Genomic DNA, 19,747 nt, shown 5'->3' on the forward strand with positions numbered 1-19,747 from the left:
AAATGCAATTATTTGATTTGAAAGGAAAAGTAGCCATTATCACCGGGTGTAATACCGGATTGGGTCAGGGTATGGCGATCGGTCTGGCAAACGCCGGTGCTGATATTGTCGGTGTAGGGGTGGTTGGGGCAGCGGAAACTCAGGCTCAAGTTGAAGCGCTGGGGCGTAAATTCCATTACATCACGGCTGATCTGATGAAGCAGGATAATATCGATAGCATCGTCAACGAGGCTGTCGAAGTGATGGGGCATATTGATATTCTGGTCAACAATGCGGGCATTATTCGTCGTCAGGATCTATTGGAGTTCAGTAACAAAGACTGGGATGACGTGATCAATATTAACCAAAAGAGTGTGTTTTTCTTATCTCAAGCTGTTGCCAGAGAATTGGTAAAACAAGGTAAAGGCGGCAAGATTATTAATATCGCCTCGATGTTGTCATTCCAGGGCGGGATTCGTGTGCCGTCTTACACTGCCAGTAAATCTGCGGTAATGGGCTTAACCCGTGCGTTGGCGAATGAGTTGTCACAGTACAACATTAATGTGAATGCGATAGCACCGGGTTATATGGCGACCGATAACACCGCGGCGCTGCGGGCTGATGCTGCACGTAATGATGCGATCCTGGAACGTATTCCTGCAGGGCGTTGGGGAACTCCGGATGATCTGGCCGGCCCTGTTATTTTCTTGGCCTCTTCTGCCAGCGATTATGTCACAGGTTACACATTGGCTGTTGATGGTGGCTGGTTGGCGCGTTAAATAAGAGAGAGGAGCATCATCATGGGCAATATGACACCGCAGACTCGTGCTCAGCAGGCGCGTGAAACGATGAAACGGGTTTATCGTTATCAAGCCGCACATCAGACGCGGAAAGTGATCCGCCGTAGTGGCAAAACACGTTTTATCAAAGATACCGACTGGGAGCGTGGCGTATTCTGGTCTTGTGTGGCAGCGGCTTGGCTGGCAACCGATGATCAGGAATATTTGGATGGCGTGATGAATTACACGCTGCATACCGGCTTCCGTCCGGGTCCTAATTTACGCTTTGCGGATGATTTGATCTGTTGTCAGGCGTATCTGGATGTCTGGCCGGTGATTGCCATACCAGAAGCCCTAGAGCCGACGATTAAAGCGGTGTCCGCCATGTTGGATGAACCCAAAGCTGGACGTGAAGATTGGTGGTGGTGCGATGCTTTATTTATGGCTCCGGCAACGTTTGCCGCATTAAGTGAACGAACTGGCGATCCCCGTTATCTGGCCTATATGGAACACGCCTTCTGGGATGCGGTTGAGCATTTACGCGATCCAGACAGTGGCCTGTTCTATCGTGATCATCGCTATATACCTGATGGTAACGGCGGTGAATTGCGCGAAGAAAACGGTGAGAAAGTGTTCTGGAGTCGAGGTATTGGCTGGGTACTCGCTGCTATCCCGCGTTTGCTGGCACGGATGTCAGAGGATTATGCGGGCCGTCAGCGTTACCTTGATCTGTTTATGGATTTGGCGGACAAAGTGACGAGGTATCAGCAAGCCGATGGCTTATGGCGCACTAGCCTACTTGATCCACAGCGTTTTCCCGCCCCTGAAAGCAGTGCCACCGCCTTGTTTTGTTACGGACTCTGTTGGGGCGTGAATCAGGGAATTCTGGCAGAAGATATTTATCTGCCGGTTGTTGAGAAAGCCTGGGATGCACTGCAAGGCTGTATTCACGATAACGGGATGATTGGCTGGGTTCAACTGCCAGCGTTCAATCCGCGTGATGTGAAGTTTGAGCATAATATTGATTACGGTGCCGGGGCTTATTTACTGGCGGCGACAGAAGTGATGCATTTGAAGTAATACTTTTCTCGCTGGTATCTGATACCTATGCCGCTTTGTGCTTCATGCATTCCGATATAGTGCATGAGGCTAATGACAAAGTACTCGCCGCGGTGAAAACCGGCAGATCGTCAAGACGCCGTGAATACGTCCTTGTCGGCTCGTTCCGCGCCATCTCTGGCGCGGATTCTTCTCCCGCTATTCCCCCCATCAGAGATCGCAGGCTCGAGGTTTGTCAGCAGTCTGGTGCATCTAACGATGCATTTTTTTATCTACGGCACCAAACTTCCGTTTTGTTGCTTATTTATTTTCATTAACTTTCATATTTGTGATTTAACGCCTTTTAGTGGTCGTTTTATTTGCGTAAATTAGTCGGTATTGTTTCATTTTACCGGAACGTATTTTTAATGACGGTGCCACAGACTCAACCAGCCTATTTCCACATGATGGCCAAACCGACCAGTTATCGTTGCAATCTGCGTTGTGAATATTGCTTTTATCTTGAAAAAGAAACGTTGCTGAGTGCGCAGAAAAGCCCGAATCAGTCGATGAGCGACAGCATGCTGCGTCGTTATATTCGTGATTATTTGCACTCTCATGCTGGCGATACGGTCGATTTTGCTTGGCAGGGGGGGGAGCCTACGTTGGCTGGACTGGATTTTTATCGTAAAGCCGTAGCGTATCAGCAGCAATATGCTGAGGGAAAAACGGTGACTAACAGTTTTCAAACCAATGCTATTGCGATTAACCGTCAGTGGGCGGAGTTTTTTGCTGAGCATCGTTTTCTGATCGGCGTGTCTGTCGATGGTATTGCTGAGATCCATGATAAATACCGTATTACTGTTAACGGCCAGCCAACGTTTGAGCGCATAAAAAAAGCCATTAATTTGCTATCTGAATACAACGTGGATTTCAACACGCTAACGGTAGTGAATGATCAAAATTGGGATAAAGGGCGGGAAACTTATCAGGCGCTCAAGGCATTAGGTTCTACTTTTTTACAGTTTATCCCGATCGTGGAAGTCGATGCGCGCTGTATGACGCACGAAAATGGTCATTATTCACCGCCTGCTGATGCCACATTGGCTCCTTTTAGTGTCCCTGCTGAGGGCTACGGGCATTTTATGAATGCCGTGTTTGATGCGTGGGTAACAGAGGATGTCGGCTCTATCTATGTGCGTGAGTTTGACAGTTTGCTGGGTACCTGGATGGGATATCTGGCATCAACCTGTGTGCAATCTGCCACTTGCGGTCAGGCGCTGATTATTGAAGCGAACGGTGATATTTACAGCTGTGACCACTATGTCTATTCGGCGAATCGGCTGGGTAATATTACCGAGACACCTTTGGTAAAACTGGCTACTTCACGCCAGCAGCAGAGCTTTGGCAACGCTAAACAGAAGACGCTGACGCAAACGTGCCAGCAATGCTCAGTTAAAGCCTTGTGTCATGGTGGTTGTCCAAAGCATCGCATCATTCCGCTGGCGGGAGAAAAGCATAAGCACAATTATCTGTGCACATCCTATAAACACTTCTTCTATCACACGGCTCCGGTCATGCAGGCAATGAGCCAGATTATTCAAGGTGGTGGAGTCGCGGCGGACATTATGCCGTTACTGGCACAATCTAAATAACTACCGAGGATCGCATAACAATGAAGTTATTTGCAGGAAAAAGAACCCTGTTAGCTGGCATGATCGCCGCCGTGTATCTCACTGCGACACCCGGAGTGTCAGCGGTGGAAAATGGCGAAAAACCCAATGTGTTGCTGGTGATCATGGACGATCTAGGCACCGGTCAGTTTGATTTCACGCTAAATAGTCTGGATAAAAAACGCTTAAGCCAGCGCCCGGTATCTGTACGTTATCAGGGGGATCTGGACAAGATGATCGATGCGGCGCAACGGGCGATGCCCCATGTGGCACAGCTAGCAAAAAACGGGGTCAAAATGACCAATGCGTTTGTGGCGCATCCCGTATGTGGCCCTTCACGGGCGGGGATTTATACTGGCCGCTATCCTGCTGATTTTGGTACTTACAGTAATGATGATGCCATCAACGGGGTTCCGCTGGACATTAAATTGCTGCCGGAACTGTTTCAAGAAAATGGCTACGCCACAGCCAATATTGGTAAATGGCATAACTCACGTATTGATAAAAAGAATTTCGTTTCTGATGATGTGAAAAGCCGTGATTATCATGACAACATGATCTCCATCAGTGAGCCGGGTTATGAGCCAGAGAAACGCGGTTTTGATTACTCTTACAGTTATTATGCTTCTGGAGCGGCATTGTGGAATTCTCCGGCAATTTGGCGCAACAGCCAGAATATTTCCGCTCCTGGCTATCTGACACATCATCTCACCGATGAAACCCTGAAATTTATTGATCAGGCAGGAAAAAAACCTTTCTTTGTCAGTCTGGCATACAGCGTGCCACATATTCCGTTAGAGCAAGCGTCTCCGGCTAAATATATGGATCGGTTTAATACTGGAAACTTGGAAGCTGATAAATATTTTGCGGCGATCAATGCGGCCGATGAAGGGATTGGCAAAATAGTGCAACACTTGAAAGAAAAAGGTGAGCTGGATAATACGCTGATTTTCTTTATTTCCGATAACGGTGCAGTACATGAATCGCCAATGCCAATGAATGGCATGGATCGTGGGTATAAAGGTCAGATGTATAACGGTGGGGTGCATATTCCATTTGTGGCGTATTGGCCAAAACAAATTCCTGCTGGCTCGCAGAGTGATGTGTTGGTGAGCGCATTGGATATTTTACCGACCGCACTACAGGCAGCGGGTATTACTATTCCAAATGAAATGAACCTTGATGGGAAAGATATTCTACCGGTGCTTGCCGGAAAAACGCAGACCTCACCTCATCAATATATGTACTGGGCAGGGCCAGGAGCGAAACATTATAGTGAGGAAAATCAGCCATTCTGGCACGGTTACTGGAAATGGATTACGTACGATAATAAGTCAGCTCCTAAAAATCCAAATTTAGAAAAACTGTCAAAAGCCTCTTGGGCGATCCGCGATCAACACTGGGCACTCTATTTTTACGATGATGGTACCAATACGCCAAAATTGTTTAATGACCAACAAGATCCGATGGAGTCTGAAGATCTGGCGGCGCAATATCCTGAACGGGTAAAAGCGATGAAAGCCGCTTTCTATCAGTGGATAAAAGATAAGCCCAAGCCTGTTGCCTGGGGACAAGATCGTTTCCATATTCTGGAAGAATCTGCGAAAAGCTGAGTCTTTAGTTATTCGCTTTTTAAAAAAAGTCGTTGAAAAGCGAAGGCATCGCAGGTGAACAACGTCAGAGATCGGGGGGCTTACTGCTGACCTCTGACGACTTTTATGACCCTCTTCTTATTCTTTTCTGATTCTTTCTTTTTTCTTATTCTGACTTTCAGGTACGTTGATCATGAGTGTGGAAATCAGTGCTAAACCCCGTCCGATTATTCCCTACGAACATCCAGACGCAGCGATGTATTACCAACTGTTTAAGCAACATATGATTCGACAATGGCATAAAAAGCGACCCTATGGCATCCACGATATGCGTTTGCAGGGTTTGTTCCAGGATCCTCAGATCTCGTTGCAACATCTGTGTGATTATCTGGTGCGCTATGTGGCTGAAGCTTTCGAACACTATGCGGTTTGGGATCATACCCATGCCTATTATCCGGGGCGTCCCAGCCAGCAAAATGCACGTATTGATGCTTTAGAAGGGGTTAGCCGAGTATTACCGATTCTGGCTGCCTGGTTGCGGAATCAACCCGCTGGAAAGGGACGTATGGCGGATCTCAAAGGGGGAACGCTGGATATTGCAGCGATTTTAAAACAGGCATTTTTAGCCGGAACCGATCCCGCTCACCGTGGCTATTGGGGCGTATTGCATGATTACGATCAGCGTATTTGTGAAAGTGCGGATCTGGCTCTGGCGTTATGGCTTTGCCGGCAATCGGTTTGGGATCATTTTACCCCCGCTCAGCAGCAGCAGATCAGCCGCTGGTTTAACCAAGTCAGTACCGTGCAGACTGTCGATAATAACTGGCATTTGTTTCCGCTAACGGTGCAGTTTGTGATGCGGGCATTGAATGGGTTCGGTGATGTCAGCGCTGAAAAATATCAACGTATCAAAGAATTTCAGGTAGGTGGTGGCTGGTTTCGTGATGGAGCGCGCGGTAATTACGACTATTACAATGCTTGGGGATTTCACTATTCATTGTATTGGCTTGATCAGATCGATCCTGAATATGATCGACAGTTTATTCGTTCCTGCATGGCGGAGTTTGTCTCGACTTACCGTTATTTAATCACACCGCAAGGCATTCCTTTTTTTGGTCGTAGTGCCTGTTATCGTCTGGCTGTTTCAGCACCATTGCTGGCTGCTGCCAGCCATTCAAGAGATAACCTGCATATCGGAGAAGCGAAGCGCGCACTGGAAAGTACTCTGCGTTATTTTATCGGCAATGGCGCAATGCGTTTTGGTGCGCCGACACAGGGATTATTTGCTGATGATGAGCGCTTGGTCGATAACTACAGCGGACCAGCCAGTAGTTTTTGGTCACTGCGCGCCCTGAATATTGCATGGTATTGCGCAGATGATATTGGCCTGTGGACAAATGAAAGTCGTCAGTTACCGATCGAAACTCAGGATTTCAGTTTCAGTATTGAGCCTATTGATTTGTTTGTGATTGGAACTTTCGAAACGAAAGAAGTAGTGGCCACTTTTCGCAGTGATTATACCCAGCAACAGACACCATTAACTCGCCGCCTTTCTTCTTCCTCCTGGCCTGCACGCTTAAAAGAGAGACTTATCGGGCGCGCAGAACGGCCTAAAAACAATTTATTGCGCAAAGGTGTAACCAGCTACAGTTCTAAGATGACCTCCTTTTTTTAGCTACGTTTGTTTTCGATATGAGATACTTGTCTTTTATTTGATTTCTTTTTGTTTTTATAATCTTTTTTATATGATTAAATGAAAGGAAATGAAATCACTGGAGGTTCAGTCATGTTTTTGGTTTCTTCACGCGAAATGTTATATCAGGCTCAGGTTGGCGGTTATGCTATCCCTGCATTCAATATCCATAATCTGGAAACCATTCAGGTTGTGGTTGAAACTGCCGCTGAAATGGGTTCTCCGATGATTCTGGCGGGCACTCCGGGGACGTTCTCCTACGCTGGAACAGAGTATCTGGTGCAGATTTGTCAGGAAGCGGCACGTCATTACCGTATGCCGTTTGCTCTGCATCTGGATCATCATGAATCTTATGATGACATTTGTCAGAAAGTGGCTGCGGGGGTCAAATCCACCATGGTCGACGGTTCTCACTTCAATTTTGAACAGAATATCGCGCTGACACGTCAGGTTGTTGAGTATTGCCACCGTTGGGATTGTACGGTTGAAGCTGAACTGGGACGTCTGGGTGGACAAGAAGATGATCTGAATGTGGATGCTAAAGATGCGCTGTATACCGATCCTGATTCTGCGGCGCGCTTTGTGCAGGCTACTGGCATTGACTCGCTGGCGATTGCCATTGGAACCGCTCATGGAATGTATAAAACGACTCCCCATCTCGACTTTGATCGTTTAGCCATCATTCGTCGTAATACCGATATTCCTCTGGTATTGCATGGTGCTTCGGGCATTCCTGATGAAGATGTGCGTCGTTGTATCGAATTAGGCATCAGTAAAGTGAATGTGGCGACTGAGCTGAAAATTGCGTTTTCCGATGCGCTGAAAACCTATTTTGTCAAAAATCCCGGTGCCAACGATCCACGTCATTATATGGAACCAGCCAAAGCCGCGATGAAAAAAGTGATCCAAGACAAAATTCATGTTTGTGGTAGTGCTGGCAAATTGTAAACGTCGGGTGAGGATGAGAAATAATGACGAAACGTGTTGCTGTATTGCTGGCTCATGGTTTTGAAGAAGCAGAAGCGGTTATTTTTATAGATATTATGCGCCGTTTAGAGATTCAAGTGGATATTCTTGCTTGTGAAGATACGGTTGAGCTGAATTCATATTTTGCAACGCCGATCCGGGCTGACTCGACATTAACGGCCTGTCAGGATCATTTGTATGATGCGGTGATGATGCCGGGTGGTCCTAAAGGGACAGACAGTCTGAGCTTCAATCCGCAGGTGATTGCGTTTTTAAAACGTCACATCGCTGAAGACAAATATATTTGTGCGTTGTGTTCATCCGGAGCCAAAGTGCTGGCTGCACATCAGCTACTGGCAGGACGGACTTACAGTACTGGTGATAAACTGGCCGATAAATTTTCTGATGGTGTTTATCTGGATCAGGATGTGGTGGTAGATGGCAAATTTATTACTGCCAAAGGGTTGGGTGTCAGCTTTGAATTTTCCTTTACTGTTGCGCGTCATTTGTTAATGGATAATCCACAGATTGTCGATCATCAGGCGAGCCATATTTATTTTAAACATTGGCCTCTTTCTGTCTGAGAGGAATTCAGTTGAGTCGGTGTACTTGCTGGAGTGAAATCAGGCGGTTCTTAGCTATCGTAGCTTATCGTCACGACCCTCAGTGTGTCATTTATTTTCAGCGCCGTTTTCGGCGCTGTTTTTTTATTTTATGCACTATAAAATTTTGATCTTTTTAGGCTATTTGAATAAAAAGGTTTGACCCTGTTTTAACACTAAATCACAGGCTTTGGTTTTTATCTTTTCAGTTATCTGTGAGGTACCAAGATCGTTCAGATTGAGGCTTTTTCCTTCACTTGTTTTGAGTAAACCCCCCAGTCCATCCTGATAATCTTGGCTTTTCGCATTTTCAGTACTGGAAATGCCCAGCTTACTGATCAATTGATCTTTAATCGCAGTTGTCCCCTTGGCTGACAGCACATTATTTTTGACGCAGTATTGTAAAATACCTGCTGCATTGGTTATGGTTCCTGCGCTGAGAGCCGTATCACCACCATTGAGTAATCCTGTCAGCGATGATAACGAAGGTGAACTACCCTCGGATTTACTGTACTCATCTGCCACATTTTTTACTGAATCGAACAAACTGTTGGCCTGAGCGCTGCCTGTGGCTATAGTGCCAGATAAGGCCAAAACCAGTAATAAACGAGTGGTATACATATAAGCTCCTATTTCATGATTGCTCGTATGATATAGCCAAAGCGGCGGTTAGCTATTAATTTTCCTGGCAACATTAATGGAAAAATCAGCTCGGAGAGTCTGTTATAGTAGGCCGATATCAGTGAGGTGAATCGAGATGGGGCACCATCGGGCAGATTAAACATTGCGTTGATTTGTTTTGACGATGATTTCTGACATATTGATACTCAAAAATGATTGCCATACAGTAAATTGCTGATATAGCATAATTGCCCTTATCTTTTGTTGCCTAAAATGGCGCATCCTAATGATGAATACGTCAAATAAGACCCAACCCCACAATGGGCAACGTTTAGAACCATTATCTGCTGCAATTATTCCCGAAATTTTGCGCAATAAAGATAATGTTCAACGTATCCTGATTATAAAATTACGCCACTTCGGCGATGTGTTATTGACTACACCGGTGCTGAATACGTTACGTGCGAATTACCCCAACGCATTGATTGATATACTACTTTATAGTGGTACAGAAGCGATATTGGCCGCTAATGATGCAATAAACCATGTTTATACTGTGGATCGTCAACTCAAGCATGCCGGTTTGAAAGCGCAATTTATGGGAGAAAAAGCGTTATTTAACACACTTAAACAGCAGCGATACGATGTCATTCTTAATCTGTCCGATCAATGGCGAGCTGGCGTATATTGTCGTTTACTACAACCTAAATTAAGCATTGGCCTGAGTTATCCGAAGCGACAGAATAGGCTATGGCGTTATTGTCATTCTCTGTTAGTGACTATTTTTCAGGCGGAAGAACAGCATACTGTGCTGAATAATCTGGCGATTCTGGAACCTCTTCAGCTTTCTGAAATAAGTGTGGATGTCACCATGGCTTATGGTGAAAAGGATGCGCAACGAACCAAAGAGATCTGCCAACAACATAATATTGACAGCTATGTGTTGATTCAGCCTTCCGCCCGTTGGAAATTCAAAACCTGGTCGAGTATTTATTGCAGCCAATTGATTAACTATCTGACTGAAAAAGGGGAGAGCGTTATTATAACCGGCGGTAAAGATCGCGCTGAATTAGACTATATAGCGGAGATTCTTTCCCAATGTTCTCAGCCAGAAAGGATAGTCAATCTTGCCGGTACGCTAAATTTGACGGAGCTGGCGGCATTAATTGATCAGGCAAAATTATTTATTGGCGTTGATTCCGTGGCCATGCATATGGCGGCAGCATTGCAAACACCGTCAGTCGTACTCTTCGGTCCCAGTAATCTGAAGCAATGGCATCCTTGGAAATCCCCTCATTCATTATTGTGGGCCGGGAGTTACGCACAGATTCCTGAGCCTAGACAGATTGATACCAATACATCGGAACGCTACCTGGATTCTATTCCTGTCATCGAAGTACAGCGATCGGTTGATTTCTGGTTATCCGGTGAAGGAATCAAAGATTGGGAAATTCGTAGTCCCTTTAATCATCATAACTGAGAGTTCTATGATCACAACATCGACCAGCCCAGATACTCTGGTTACTAATCGTCTTAGTCACTTATTGGCGGGATTAGCCGCTTTTCTATTGGGGATTGCTCTGCCAACAGCCACCGCGTTGGTGAATATTTCGCTGGTTTTGATTGTTATCTGTCTGATTATTCAGCGGGATAGGCTACAAATTAAAGCATTGGTGACTAACCCGATTATTTATTTGCCAGTGGTGATGTTCCTATTACTAGCAGCCTCTTTGTTGTCTCACCATAATGATTATGGTTCTGAGATGGTCAGCAAAATGAAGAAGCTGCTTTATATATTGCCTTTGGCATTATTCTTCTTGCAGCAGCCTCGGTTGCTCAAATGGTTCGTGATTGGATTTTTGGCCGCTAATGCGGTCATTCTTATGGCTTCGTTGCTGGTAGGGGTTTTACATATTCCACTGGGTACCATTGATCCCGGCAATCCATACGTTTTCAAATTGCAGATTACCCAAAACTTCTTTATGGCATTATCCGCGGTACTGTGGTTAATGTTGGCATTTCAAAGTACTGGCTGGAAGCGTATTGGATACGGCATCTTAGTTGCTGCAGCCTGTTATAGCGTATTGTTTTTGGTGCTGGGGCGCACCGGCTATGTGGCACTAATCGTAGGGTTAGGGACGTTACTCTTTTTCTCTCTAGGCAATCGAGAACGTCTGGGCTTGATTATCTTGGCGGTTATCGCTTTTTGCGCAATTGCATTGATTCCCAATCGGGCCACTGATCGTATTATGCAGGGGGTGAACGAGATTCAGGCCTGCGTTTTACCCACCTCCGGTGATATTTATCAGGCGTGTGATTCTTCTATGGGACTGCGTTCGGCTTTTGTCATTGAAGCTGTGCGGTTGATCAAGCAGGCTCCGATTTTGGGTAATGGTTCTGGCGGTTTTTCTTATTCTAACCCTGAGACGGGTTACCATATTAACAATCCACATAATCAATATTTACTGGAAACTATCCAGTCAGGTGTCGTTGGTTTAGTGATTTTCCTTGCTTGGCTTGTTTGTTGCCTGCGTACAGCTTGGCTGCAAGAGCCAAAATTACGCAACCTGCTGTTGGCTTTGCTGTGCAGCTATATGGCCTGTAATTTCTTTAACTCATTTCTTTTGGATTATTCTGAAGGGATGTTGTTTGTCATTCTTGCTGCGGTTATTGCCGGATATTCAATATCAGCGAAGCCGGTCAGCAATCAGGTGACAAACTAAAGTCTTGTCCGGTTTGTTCGGCAAAAAACCGGTGCTCAAGAGCGATGCCGCTCGTTTAACAACGAGCGGCTGAGGTTAATGACAAAGTCCGCTAAAAACCGGCCGCTCGTCACTTACGTCAGTAATACGTCTTTGTCGGCGTGAACCGCGCCATCCCCCCAGTATTTTCCCCCAAGCGCCATAGAAATTCTTACTGTATGAGATGTATTAGTCATCCCTCGGTTGACAATATTTTAGAAAAGGACTGCGCGGTAAAATACGTTTATACGGCAGTATTTCTAGTCATTGTCACATTAATGACTCTTTTTGCTTTTCAAAACAGCGAAGTGGTGAAGCTTTCGCTACTCTTTACTAAGGTAACTCTGCCTGTTTCGTTACTGATCGTATTGGTTTACTTTCTGGGTATGTTGACGGGCGGCATTTTTCTGACGTAGATGAACAGGTTGGTACACAAGATGATGAAAAAAATGATAAAAATACCGTCGGTGATGTGCGGTAACCATTAAGTTAGGCAGAATGTCAATTTGATGGTGTTACGCTGGCAGTATGGGTAGCCCATAGCACCGTAGCTTTGATGGCCATGTCATCATATTTTCACTTTTTAAGCTGATTCTTTGCTGGTGCGTTTCAACCGTTGTTGCGCAATTACAACTCAACCACTTGATTTGATGAGATATTATAGTGAAGATAAAAACTGTAGTTACCCTGCTGATAACTTTGCTGCTTACTGCTTGTGATAAGCCAACGCCAGAAGTTGTTGAAAGCGTGCGTCCGGTAAAAATATTTACGGTTGAAGACAGCGGCCAAAATGGCGTGCGTTATTTCCCTGCCCGCTTGCAGGCCGGTGATGAAACTCAACTGTCGTTTAAACGCTCTGGGCAGCTACAACAACTGTTAGTGCGTGAAGGCGAGCGGGTTAAAAAGGGTCAAAACATTGCGATGTTGAATACCACCGATCTGACGTTGAGAGTGCGTGATCGTCAATCGACCTTTAATCTTGCCCGCGATCAATTCAATCGTTTTAACACGTTACAGGGCCGAAATGCCATTTCCCGTGCTGAGTTGGATATTCGTCGAGCTGAACTTGAATCAGCTCAGGCGGCACTGGATATCGCCAGAAAAGAATTGAGCGATGGAACCATTACCGCGCCTTTTGATGGCGTCATCGCCAACGTTGCGGTGCGGAACCATCAGGTGATGGCTCCGGGGCAAGTGGTGGCTACTTTGAGTGCGTTGGACTCACTGGATGTGGTGTTCAGCGTACCGGAACGTTTGTTTACTGCGCTGGATATCGGCAACAAGGATTATCACCCGATGGTTCGCTTAAATCACTTGCCAGACCGCGAATTCGTTGCCCAGTATAAAGAACACACCACCAGTACCAGCGCCGGTTCTATGACGTTCCAGGTGACGCTGACCATGAAGCGTCCTCCCGATTTACCGCTATTGTCTGGTATCAGTGGCAGTGTGCGTATCAATACCAATAAACTGACCGGTTCAGCGCATCCGTCCATTATCGTGCCCGTTGAAGCAGTATTTAACCCTGATAGCAGCCAGTTGAATGATGCACGGGTCTGGGTAGTCAAAGAGGATAAGGGCCAACTTCACGTTGAAGAACGCAAAGTGCAGGTGGGGCAACTGACGGCGAATGGCATTCTGATCACTTCCGGGCTGGCCGATGGCGAACAGATTGTTGCTGCTGGTACCAGTGAACTTCGTCCACAGCAACTGGTGCGGGCGTGGGTCCGTGAGCGGGGTCTGTAATGAAGCTAACGGATAATTTCATCAACAATAATACGCGAATCTGGCTAACGATTCTGTTGTTGGGAATCGGCGGGTTGATCGCCTATCTCAATATTGGTCGCTTGGAAGATCCGGCGTTTACCATTAAAACTGCCGTAGTCGTGACCCGTTATGAAGGGGCATCGGCACAACAGGTGGAAGAGGAAGTGACTCTTCCGCTGGAAAATGCCATTCAGGAATTGTCATATGTTGATGATGTAAGGTCGATTTCCAGTGCTGGTTTATCGCAAATTACCATTAACGTCGGTTCGCAATATGGGCCGAACGAGTTACCGCAAATTTGGGATGAATTACGGAGAAAAATCAGCGATAACAGTGCCCGTTTGCCGCCGGGAGCGGGAACTCCGCTGGTGAATGATGATTTTGGCGATGTGTATGGTTTCTTCTTCTCCCTATCAGGAGAGGGTTATACCAACCAGGATTTGCGTAATTTTGCCGAGCAGTTACGACGTGAGCTGGTGCTGGTTAACGGCGTTGGCAAAGTGGGTATCGCCGGTATTTTACCGGAAGAGATCCAGGTTGATATTTCACGGGCGCAAATGACCGCCGCCGGTATTATCCCGCAGCATCTGGCGGATTTGCTGAGTCGCCAAAATGTGGTTTCCAACTCAGGGCAACTTTTGGTTGGCAGCGAGTCGATCCGCCTGCATCCGACCGGTGAATTTAATAATGTGCAGGAGTTAGGCAACTTATTGATTAGCGAGCCGGGCAGCCCGAAAAGCGTTTATCTGCGTGATATCGCCACGGTAAGGCAAGGTGTTTCCCATTCTCCAACCAATATTTACCGTTCTAATGGCCAACCCGCTTTAGGCGTGGGGATTTCTTTTGCACCCAATGTCAATGTGGTTACGGTCGGTGAAGCCGTCAAGGCTCGTCTGGCACAGCTTGAGCCTGACCGACCATCGGGCATGCACATCAGTATTTTCTACGATCAATCCCATGAAGTGGAAGGGGCGGTAAACGGTTTTATCCTTAATTTCCTGCTGGCCCTGTTGATCGTCATTGTCACTTTGTTGATCTTTATGGGCGCGCGCAGCGGCATTGTGATCGCGATTTCTCTGGCATTGAACGTGCTGGGAACATTACTGATCATGTGGCTGTTTAATATTGAGCTACAGCGTATCTCTTTGGGTGCGTTGATCATTGCTCTCAGTATGTTGGTGGATAACGCCATTGTCGTGGTTGAAGGTGTACTGGTAGGGCGTCAGCGCGGAGAAAATATCCTCTCGGCTATCAGCAATGTAGTGAAACGTTCAATGCTACCGCTGTTAGGGGCAACCATTATTGCGATTCTGGCCTTTGCGCCAATCGGTCTATCCAATGATGCTACTGGTGAATATTGTCGTTCACTATTTGAAGTACTGATGATTTCACTGATGCTGAGTTGGTTCACGGCACTGACGTTAACGCCAGTGTTTGCAAAGTGGGCATTTCAGAATCAGAAAATTCCTCCCGTGGATGAAAATCAGCCGGTTAAACAACCGTATGACGGTTGGCTGTTCCGCAACTATCGGCGGGTGCTGAACCAACTGTTACAGCACCGCAGCATAACATTGGTCATATTGAGCGGGCTGTTGGTGGCGTCAATCTATGGCTTTAGTGGCGTACGCCAGAGTTTCTTCCCTGCATCGAATACACCGATTTTCTTTGTTGATGTCTGGCTGCCTTACGGTACCGATATTGGTTATACCGAAAGCGTCACGGCAGAAATCGAAAAGCATATTAAACAGCAGAAAGGCGTTACCGATACTGTCGGCACTATTGGCCAGGGCGCAATGCGCTTTATGCTGACCTACAATGCCGAGCGCCAATATGCCAACTATGCGCAAATTATGGTACGCACCGATCGACTGGATCGTATCCCCGGATTGATCGACGAAATCGAACAGTTTATTCAGGATGAGTATCCGCAGGTCAATGTGCGGCTGAAACGTATTATGTTTGGGCCATCGAATAACAGTTCGATAGAAGCGCGCTTTAACGGACCAGATCCTGATGTATTACGTTCTCTGGCGAACGAGGCCGAAAAATTGATTGTGGCCGATCCTTTGGCCGATGGCGCACGTCACGATTGGCAGGATCGCAGCAAAATGATTCGTCCACAGTTCTCGGACTATCTGGGTCGCGAACTGGGTGTGGATAAGCGCGAAGTGGACAACACCTTGCGCATGAGTTTCGGTGGTTTACCTGTCGGTCTGTATCGTGATGGGACGCGTCTAATGCCGATAGTGCTACGTACGCCAGACGCTGAGCGACTGAATGCTGAAAGATTGAATGATGTGATGGTATGGAGCCAGGCTCGTCAGGCATTCATTCCGATTGATAATGTAGTCACCAGTTTCGAAACCGAATGGGAAGATCCGCTGATTATGCGACTGGATCGTAAGCGCACGCTGACGGTGCAAACCGATCCGACATCCCTGGGTGGCGAAACTTCAGCCGAACTGTTGCAGCGGATCAAACCGAGTATCGAAGCGATCAAACTGCCGCAAGGTTATCAATTGGAGTGGGGCGGCGATTATGAAAGTACCAAAGAAGCACAGCAGGGAATCTTCACCAGTTTGCCGGTTGCTTTCATTATCATGTTTGTGGTGACGGTGCTGATGTTCAGCTCGGTTCGTAACGCTTTGGCGATTTGGCTGACAGTACCGCTGGCACTAATTGGCGTGACCGTTGGTTTCCTGTTGACGGGAATTCCGTTTGGTTTCATGGCGTTGTTGGGTCTGTTAAGCCTCAGCGGTATGTTGATCCGTAATGGTATCGTGTTGGTAGAAGAGATCAGCTTACAGCGGCAGGAAAAACCGCTGCGAGAGGCGATTATCGAAGCCTCCACGGCCCGTTTACGGCCGATCATGCTCACCGCCTTTACAACGGTTTTGGGGTTGGCACCGCTGTTGAGTGATGCCTTCTTCCAGAGCATGGCGGTGGTCATTATGTTCGGTCTGGGCTTCGCTACGGTACTGACTTTACTGGTGTTGCCAGTGATTTACAGTTGTATGAATCCAGAACCTAAACCACAGCCAGTTAACGAATAATTTATCTTTTTTACTGAAAAACCGTCCAGTCACTTTAGTTGGGCGGTTTTTTTTCGCGTATTAGAAAAACACCCGTTAAAAAGCATTTTTCCGCAGTTGCGCAACTTTCCAGCTTGTGCGCCAGCTCTCTTCTTGCCTCAGTTAGTGCTTCCTATTGTTTCATAACGAAACGCTATTTTCTTTTCTATGTTCCATATTGAAACATTTCATTCATTGATAACTAAGTTGTTTTTCTCGCCTTATAGTGGTTTTAGCCAAAGTCAAACCGTCTCCTGCCATCGGCGAATCCGAGACGTCACCTTTTAAAATACATTTACACTTCAGGAGTCAGATATGCTTAAAGTCATTCAATCTCCGTCTAAATATATACAAGGCGCTAACGCACTCCAGTCTATTGGTAAGTTCGCTAAGCTATTGGCAAATAATTATTTCGTCATTGCTGATGACTTTGTCATGAAGTTGACTGCGGATACCGTTGGTAGCAGTTTACAGACCAGCGATATCAAGCACCATTTCAGCCAGTTCCACGGTGAATGTTCACGTCATGAAATTGAGCGTCTGACCGTAGAGCTGAAAAAACACAGCTGTAACGGTGTGATCGGTATCGGCGGTGGTAAAACGCTGGATACGGCAAAAGCCATTGCCCATTACCAACATATTCCAGTGGTTGTGGTACCAACGATTGCCTCAACGGATGCGCCGACCAGTGCACTGTCGGTGATTTATACCGAAGAAGGGGAATTTGCCGAGTATCTGATTTACCCGAAAAACCCGGATATCGTGCTGATGGACAGCGCCATTATTGCCAAAGCACCGGTGCGTTTGTTGGTGTCCGGTATGGGTGACGCGCTTTCTACCTATTTTGAAGCCCAAGCTTGTTTTGATGCCAAAGCGATCAGCATGGCTGGCGGCGCATCAACCTTGGCGGCGGTAACGCTGGCGCGCTTGTGTTATGAAACGCTGCTAGAAGAAGGCTACAAAGCCAAACTGGCCGTGGAAGCGGGTGTGGTGACTGAAGCGGTGGAACGTATCATTGAAGCTAATACTTATCTGAGCGGCATTGGTTTCGAAAGTAGCGGTCTGGCCGCCGCTCACGCGATCCATAATGGTTTCACCGTGCTGGAAGAGTGTCATCATTTATATCACGGCGAAAAAGTGGCCTTCGGGACTTTGGCTCAATTAGTGCTGCAAAATAGCAGCATGGAGCAAATCAATACGGTTCTTGATTTCTGCCAGCAGTTGGGTTTACCGATTACGCTGGGGGAAATGGGCGTTCACCAAGATATTGAGAAGAAAATCCGTGCCGTTGCCGAAGCCAGCGTTGCCGAAGGCGAAACCATCCACAATATGCCATTTGCCGTTACGGCAGACAGTGTGTACGCAGCGATTCTGGTGGCTGATAGTCTGGGACGGGCTTTCCTCAACTAAGCTGATTTTTTGTGATACGAACCGGGTTGCCAGTCGGTCACCCGGTTGTGGATGCCACCCTTTATAACCCAGCCTCTGTACGGAGTGCAGCATGAAAAAACTCATTAATAGCGTTGAAAGTGTTTTACAGGAACAGATTCAAGGTTTAGTGGATGCTCATCCAGAGCTGAACTTGCATCAGGAACCACTATTTGTCACCCGCCAGGATGCGCCGATTAAAGGCAAGGTGGCGTTGATGTCTGGTGGTGGCAGCGGCCATGAACCCATGCACTGCGGCTTTATTGGCGTAGGGATGCTGGACGGTGCCTGCCCCGGTGAAATTTTCACCTCACCGACGCCGGATCAAATGTTCGAATGCGGACAGGCTATCGACGGCGGCGAAGGCGTGTTGATGCTGATTAAAAACTACACCGGTGACATCCTCAACTTTGAAACTGCCGCCGAGTTGCTTCACAGCGAAGGCACTGCCGTTGCCACGTTGGTCATTGATGATGATGTGGCCGTCAAAGACAGCCTGTATACCGCAGGTCGCCGCGGGGTTGCCAATACCGTACTGATTGAAAAATTACTGGGCGCAGCCACCGAACGTGGTGATTCACTGGATGAATGCGTGGCGCTGGGTCAAAAAATCAATAATCAGGGTCATTCCATTGGGATTGCATTGGGGGCTTGTACGGTACCGGCGGCGGGTAAACCGTCCTTTATTCTGGCAGAAAATGAAATGGAATTCGGCGTGGGTATTCACGGTGAGCCAGGTATTGAACGCCGTCCGTTTGTTTCACTGGATACGACTGTTGATGCTATGTTCCAAACGCTGCTCGACCACGGAAAATACCAACGCACGCTGCGCCATTGGGATCGTCAATTGGGCGACTGGCAGGAAACCCGCCAGAGTAAACAACCCCTGGCCGCTGGCGATCGAGTGGTGGTGCTGGTAAATAATCTGGGGGCGACACCGCTCTCCGAGCTTTATGGTGTCTGGCACCGTTTAGCCGGGCTTTGCGAGAAATTCGGCCTGAAAATTGAACGTAAACTGATTGGCTCTTACTGCACCTCACTGGATATGCAGGGTATGTCGATCACCGTCCTGAAAGTGGATGACGAATTACTGGAACTGTGGGATGCACCAGTCAATACCCCGGCGCTGCGTTGGGGTTGCTAAATGTCGGAGAAAACAATGGGATTAACCAAACAAGATATCGTCAATTGGCTGCAACTCTGCGCTGAGGTTTTTACCCAGCAACGGGATTTTCTTACCCAACTGGATACCGAGATTGGTGACGGAGACCACGGTCTGAACATGAACCGTGGTTTTAACAAGGTGCTGGAGAAGTTACCTTCAGTGGCGGACAAAGATATTGGTTTCATCCTGAAAAATACCGGCATGACACTGTTGTCCAGTGTTGGTGGGGCCAGCGGCCCATTATTTGGGACTTTCTTTATCCGTGCGGCGCAAAGCACCAATGCCAAACAAACTCTCGATCTACCCGCCTTGTGCCTGATGTTTAAAGACGGTGTGGAAGGTGTGGTGATGCGCGGTAAGGCTGAACCCGGCGATAAAACCATGTGCGATGTTTGGTGGGCGGTAGTGGATCAGCTTGAACAAGCCAATCGACAGGAGTTATCGGTGGTGGATGCGTTACAGCAAACGTTCGAACGTTCGCAGCAGGCGCTAGCCAGCACCATTACCATGCAGGCACGCAAAGGTCGCGCCAGCTATCTTGGTGAACGCAGTATTGGCCATCAAGATCCCGGAGCAACTTCGGCAATGTTAATGATGCAGGCACTATTACAGGTGGCCAGCCATTAATTGCA

Annotated in this window: 16 protein-coding genes; 15 read left to right on the top strand and 1 reads right to left on the bottom strand. The window is 47.2% G+C overall.

Annotation, left to right across the window (positions count from 1 at the left end; genetic code table 11):
- Nucleotides 1-2 precede the first annotated feature (2 nt).
- The 7 genes from kduD to DJ39_RS05460 all read left to right on the top strand — a co-directional run bounded on the left by kduD (nucleotide 3) and on the right by DJ39_RS05460 (nucleotide 8,304).
- A complete protein-coding gene (gene kduD / locus DJ39_RS05430) occupies nucleotides 3-758 on the top strand; it encodes a 2-dehydro-3-deoxy-D-gluconate 5-dehydrogenase KduD (protein WP_004722833.1) in 756 nt (251 codons plus the stop codon).
- Between the two features lie 21 nt (nucleotides 759-779).
- Nucleotides 780-1,838, top strand: a complete 1,059-nt coding sequence (locus tag DJ39_RS05435; protein ID WP_004722834.1) for a glycoside hydrolase family 88/105 protein — start codon at nucleotides 780-782, stop codon at nucleotides 1,836-1,838.
- Nucleotides 1,839-2,224: 386 nt separating this feature from the next.
- Nucleotides 2,225-3,451 carry an anaerobic sulfatase maturase gene (locus DJ39_RS05440; RefSeq protein ID WP_038251211.1) on the top strand — a complete coding sequence of 409 codons (1,227 nt, stop codon included), beginning with the start codon at nucleotides 2,225-2,227 and terminating at the stop codon, nucleotides 3,449-3,451.
- A 20-nt stretch (nucleotides 3,452-3,471) separates the two neighbouring features.
- A complete protein-coding gene (locus DJ39_RS05445) occupies nucleotides 3,472-5,082 on the top strand; it encodes a sulfatase family protein (protein WP_004722932.1) in 1,611 nt (536 codons plus the stop codon).
- A 172-nt stretch (nucleotides 5,083-5,254) separates the two neighbouring features.
- A complete protein-coding gene (locus tag DJ39_RS05450) occupies nucleotides 5,255-6,736 on the top strand; it encodes a DUF2264 domain-containing protein (protein WP_004722929.1) in 1,482 nt (493 codons plus the stop codon).
- A 111-nt stretch (nucleotides 6,737-6,847) separates the two neighbouring features.
- Nucleotides 6,848-7,702 carry a tagatose bisphosphate family class II aldolase gene (locus DJ39_RS05455; protein ID WP_038245349.1) on the top strand — a complete coding sequence of 285 codons (855 nt, stop codon included), beginning with the start codon at nucleotides 6,848-6,850 and terminating at the stop codon, nucleotides 7,700-7,702.
- A gap of 23 nt (nucleotides 7,703-7,725) precedes the next feature.
- Complete coding sequence (locus DJ39_RS05460) at nucleotides 7,726-8,304, top strand: DJ-1/PfpI family protein (protein ID WP_004722923.1); 579 nt, start codon at nucleotides 7,726-7,728, stop codon at nucleotides 8,302-8,304.
- A 159-nt stretch (nucleotides 8,305-8,463) separates the two neighbouring features.
- Here DJ39_RS05460 and DJ39_RS05465 read toward each other — a convergent pair whose 3' ends face one another.
- Nucleotides 8,464-8,943: a YjjA family protein gene (locus DJ39_RS05465; RefSeq protein WP_004722921.1), complete on the bottom strand. Its 480-nt coding sequence runs from the start codon at nucleotides 8,941-8,943 to the stop codon at nucleotides 8,464-8,466.
- A gap of 286 nt (nucleotides 8,944-9,229) precedes the next feature.
- Between DJ39_RS05465 and rfaQ the strand changes: the two genes are divergently transcribed.
- From rfaQ to dhaL, 8 genes are all read left to right on the top strand, one after another.
- Nucleotides 9,230-10,423 carry a putative lipopolysaccharide heptosyltransferase III gene (gene rfaQ / locus DJ39_RS05470; protein ID WP_004722919.1) on the top strand — a complete coding sequence of 398 codons (1,194 nt, stop codon included), beginning with the start codon at nucleotides 9,230-9,232 and terminating at the stop codon, nucleotides 10,421-10,423.
- 7 nt (nucleotides 10,424-10,430) lie between these two features.
- Nucleotides 10,431-11,666, top strand: a complete 1,236-nt coding sequence (locus DJ39_RS05475; RefSeq protein WP_004722918.1) for an O-antigen ligase family protein — start codon at nucleotides 10,431-10,433, stop codon at nucleotides 11,664-11,666.
- A 197-nt stretch (nucleotides 11,667-11,863) separates the two neighbouring features.
- Nucleotides 11,864-12,100, top strand: a complete 237-nt coding sequence (locus DJ39_RS18360; RefSeq protein ID WP_042527269.1) for a lipopolysaccharide assembly protein LapA domain-containing protein — start codon at nucleotides 11,864-11,866, stop codon at nucleotides 12,098-12,100.
- A 247-nt stretch (nucleotides 12,101-12,347) separates the two neighbouring features.
- On the top strand, nucleotides 12,348-13,430 hold the full coding sequence (locus DJ39_RS05485; RefSeq protein ID WP_038245354.1) for an efflux RND transporter periplasmic adaptor subunit: 1,083 nt from the start codon (nucleotides 12,348-12,350) through the stop codon (nucleotides 13,428-13,430).
- Nucleotides 13,430-16,504 (top strand): efflux RND transporter permease subunit, encoded by a 3,075-nt coding sequence (locus DJ39_RS05490; protein WP_004722914.1) that lies wholly within the window; start codon nucleotides 13,430-13,432, stop codon nucleotides 16,502-16,504. Before DJ39_RS05485 ends, DJ39_RS05490 begins: the two co-directional genes overlap by 1 nt.
- 333 nt (nucleotides 16,505-16,837) lie before the next feature.
- Nucleotides 16,838-17,932, top strand: coding sequence for a glycerol dehydrogenase (locus DJ39_RS05495; RefSeq protein ID WP_004722911.1), 1,095 nt, complete (start codon nucleotides 16,838-16,840; stop codon nucleotides 17,930-17,932).
- Nucleotides 17,933-18,023: 91 nt separating this feature from the next.
- Nucleotides 18,024-19,094, top strand: a complete 1,071-nt coding sequence (gene dhaK, locus DJ39_RS05500; RefSeq protein WP_004722909.1) for a dihydroxyacetone kinase subunit DhaK — start codon at nucleotides 18,024-18,026, stop codon at nucleotides 19,092-19,094.
- Nucleotides 19,095-19,109: 15 nt separating this feature from the next.
- A complete protein-coding gene (gene dhaL, locus DJ39_RS05505) occupies nucleotides 19,110-19,742 on the top strand; it encodes a dihydroxyacetone kinase subunit DhaL (protein WP_038245358.1) in 633 nt (210 codons plus the stop codon).
- Nucleotides 19,743-19,747: the final 5 nt, after the last annotated feature.

Source organism: Yersinia ruckeri ATCC 29473 (assembly GCF_000754815.1).
Classification (GTDB): domain Bacteria; phylum Pseudomonadota; class Gammaproteobacteria; order Enterobacterales; family Enterobacteriaceae; genus Yersinia; species Yersinia ruckeri.

Excerpts from the sequence above, each read along its gene's own strand:
- DJ39_RS05495 (WP_004722911.1), top strand. The coding sequence starts at position 16,838 with ATGCTTAAAGTCATTCAATCTCCGTCTAAATATATACAAGGCGCTAAC.
- dhaK (WP_004722909.1), top strand. The coding sequence starts at position 18,024 with ATGAAAAAACTCATTAATAGCGTTGAAAGTGTTTTACAGGAACAGATT.
- DJ39_RS05450 (WP_004722929.1), top strand. The coding sequence starts at position 5,255 with ATGAGTGTGGAAATCAGTGCTAAACCCCGTCCGATTATTCCCTACGAA.
- DJ39_RS05435 (WP_004722834.1), top strand. The coding sequence starts at position 780 with ATGGGCAATATGACACCGCAGACTCGTGCTCAGCAGGCGCGTGAAACG.
- DJ39_RS05455 (WP_038245349.1), top strand. The coding sequence starts at position 6,848 with ATGTTTTTGGTTTCTTCACGCGAAATGTTATATCAGGCTCAGGTTGGC.
- DJ39_RS05475 (WP_004722918.1), top strand. The coding sequence starts at position 10,431 with ATGATCACAACATCGACCAGCCCAGATACTCTGGTTACTAATCGTCTT.
- DJ39_RS05445 (WP_004722932.1), top strand. The coding sequence starts at position 3,472 with ATGAAGTTATTTGCAGGAAAAAGAACCCTGTTAGCTGGCATGATCGCC.
- DJ39_RS05440 (WP_038251211.1), top strand. The coding sequence starts at position 2,225 with ATGACGGTGCCACAGACTCAACCAGCCTATTTCCACATGATGGCCAAA.
- rfaQ (WP_004722919.1), top strand. The coding sequence starts at position 9,230 with ATGATGAATACGTCAAATAAGACCCAACCCCACAATGGGCAACGTTTA.
- DJ39_RS05490 (WP_004722914.1), top strand. The coding sequence starts at position 13,430 with ATGAAGCTAACGGATAATTTCATCAACAATAATACGCGAATCTGGCTA.
- kduD (WP_004722833.1), top strand. The coding sequence starts at position 3 with ATGCAATTATTTGATTTGAAAGGAAAAGTAGCCATTATCACCGGGTGT.
- dhaL (WP_038245358.1), top strand. The coding sequence starts at position 19,110 with ATGGGATTAACCAAACAAGATATCGTCAATTGGCTGCAACTCTGCGCT.
- DJ39_RS18360 (WP_042527269.1), top strand. The coding sequence starts at position 11,864 with ATGAGATGTATTAGTCATCCCTCGGTTGACAATATTTTAGAAAAGGAC.
- DJ39_RS05465 (WP_004722921.1), bottom strand. The coding sequence starts at position 8,943 with ATGTATACCACTCGTTTATTACTGGTTTTGGCCTTATCTGGCACTATA.
- DJ39_RS05460 (WP_004722923.1), top strand. The coding sequence starts at position 7,726 with ATGACGAAACGTGTTGCTGTATTGCTGGCTCATGGTTTTGAAGAAGCA.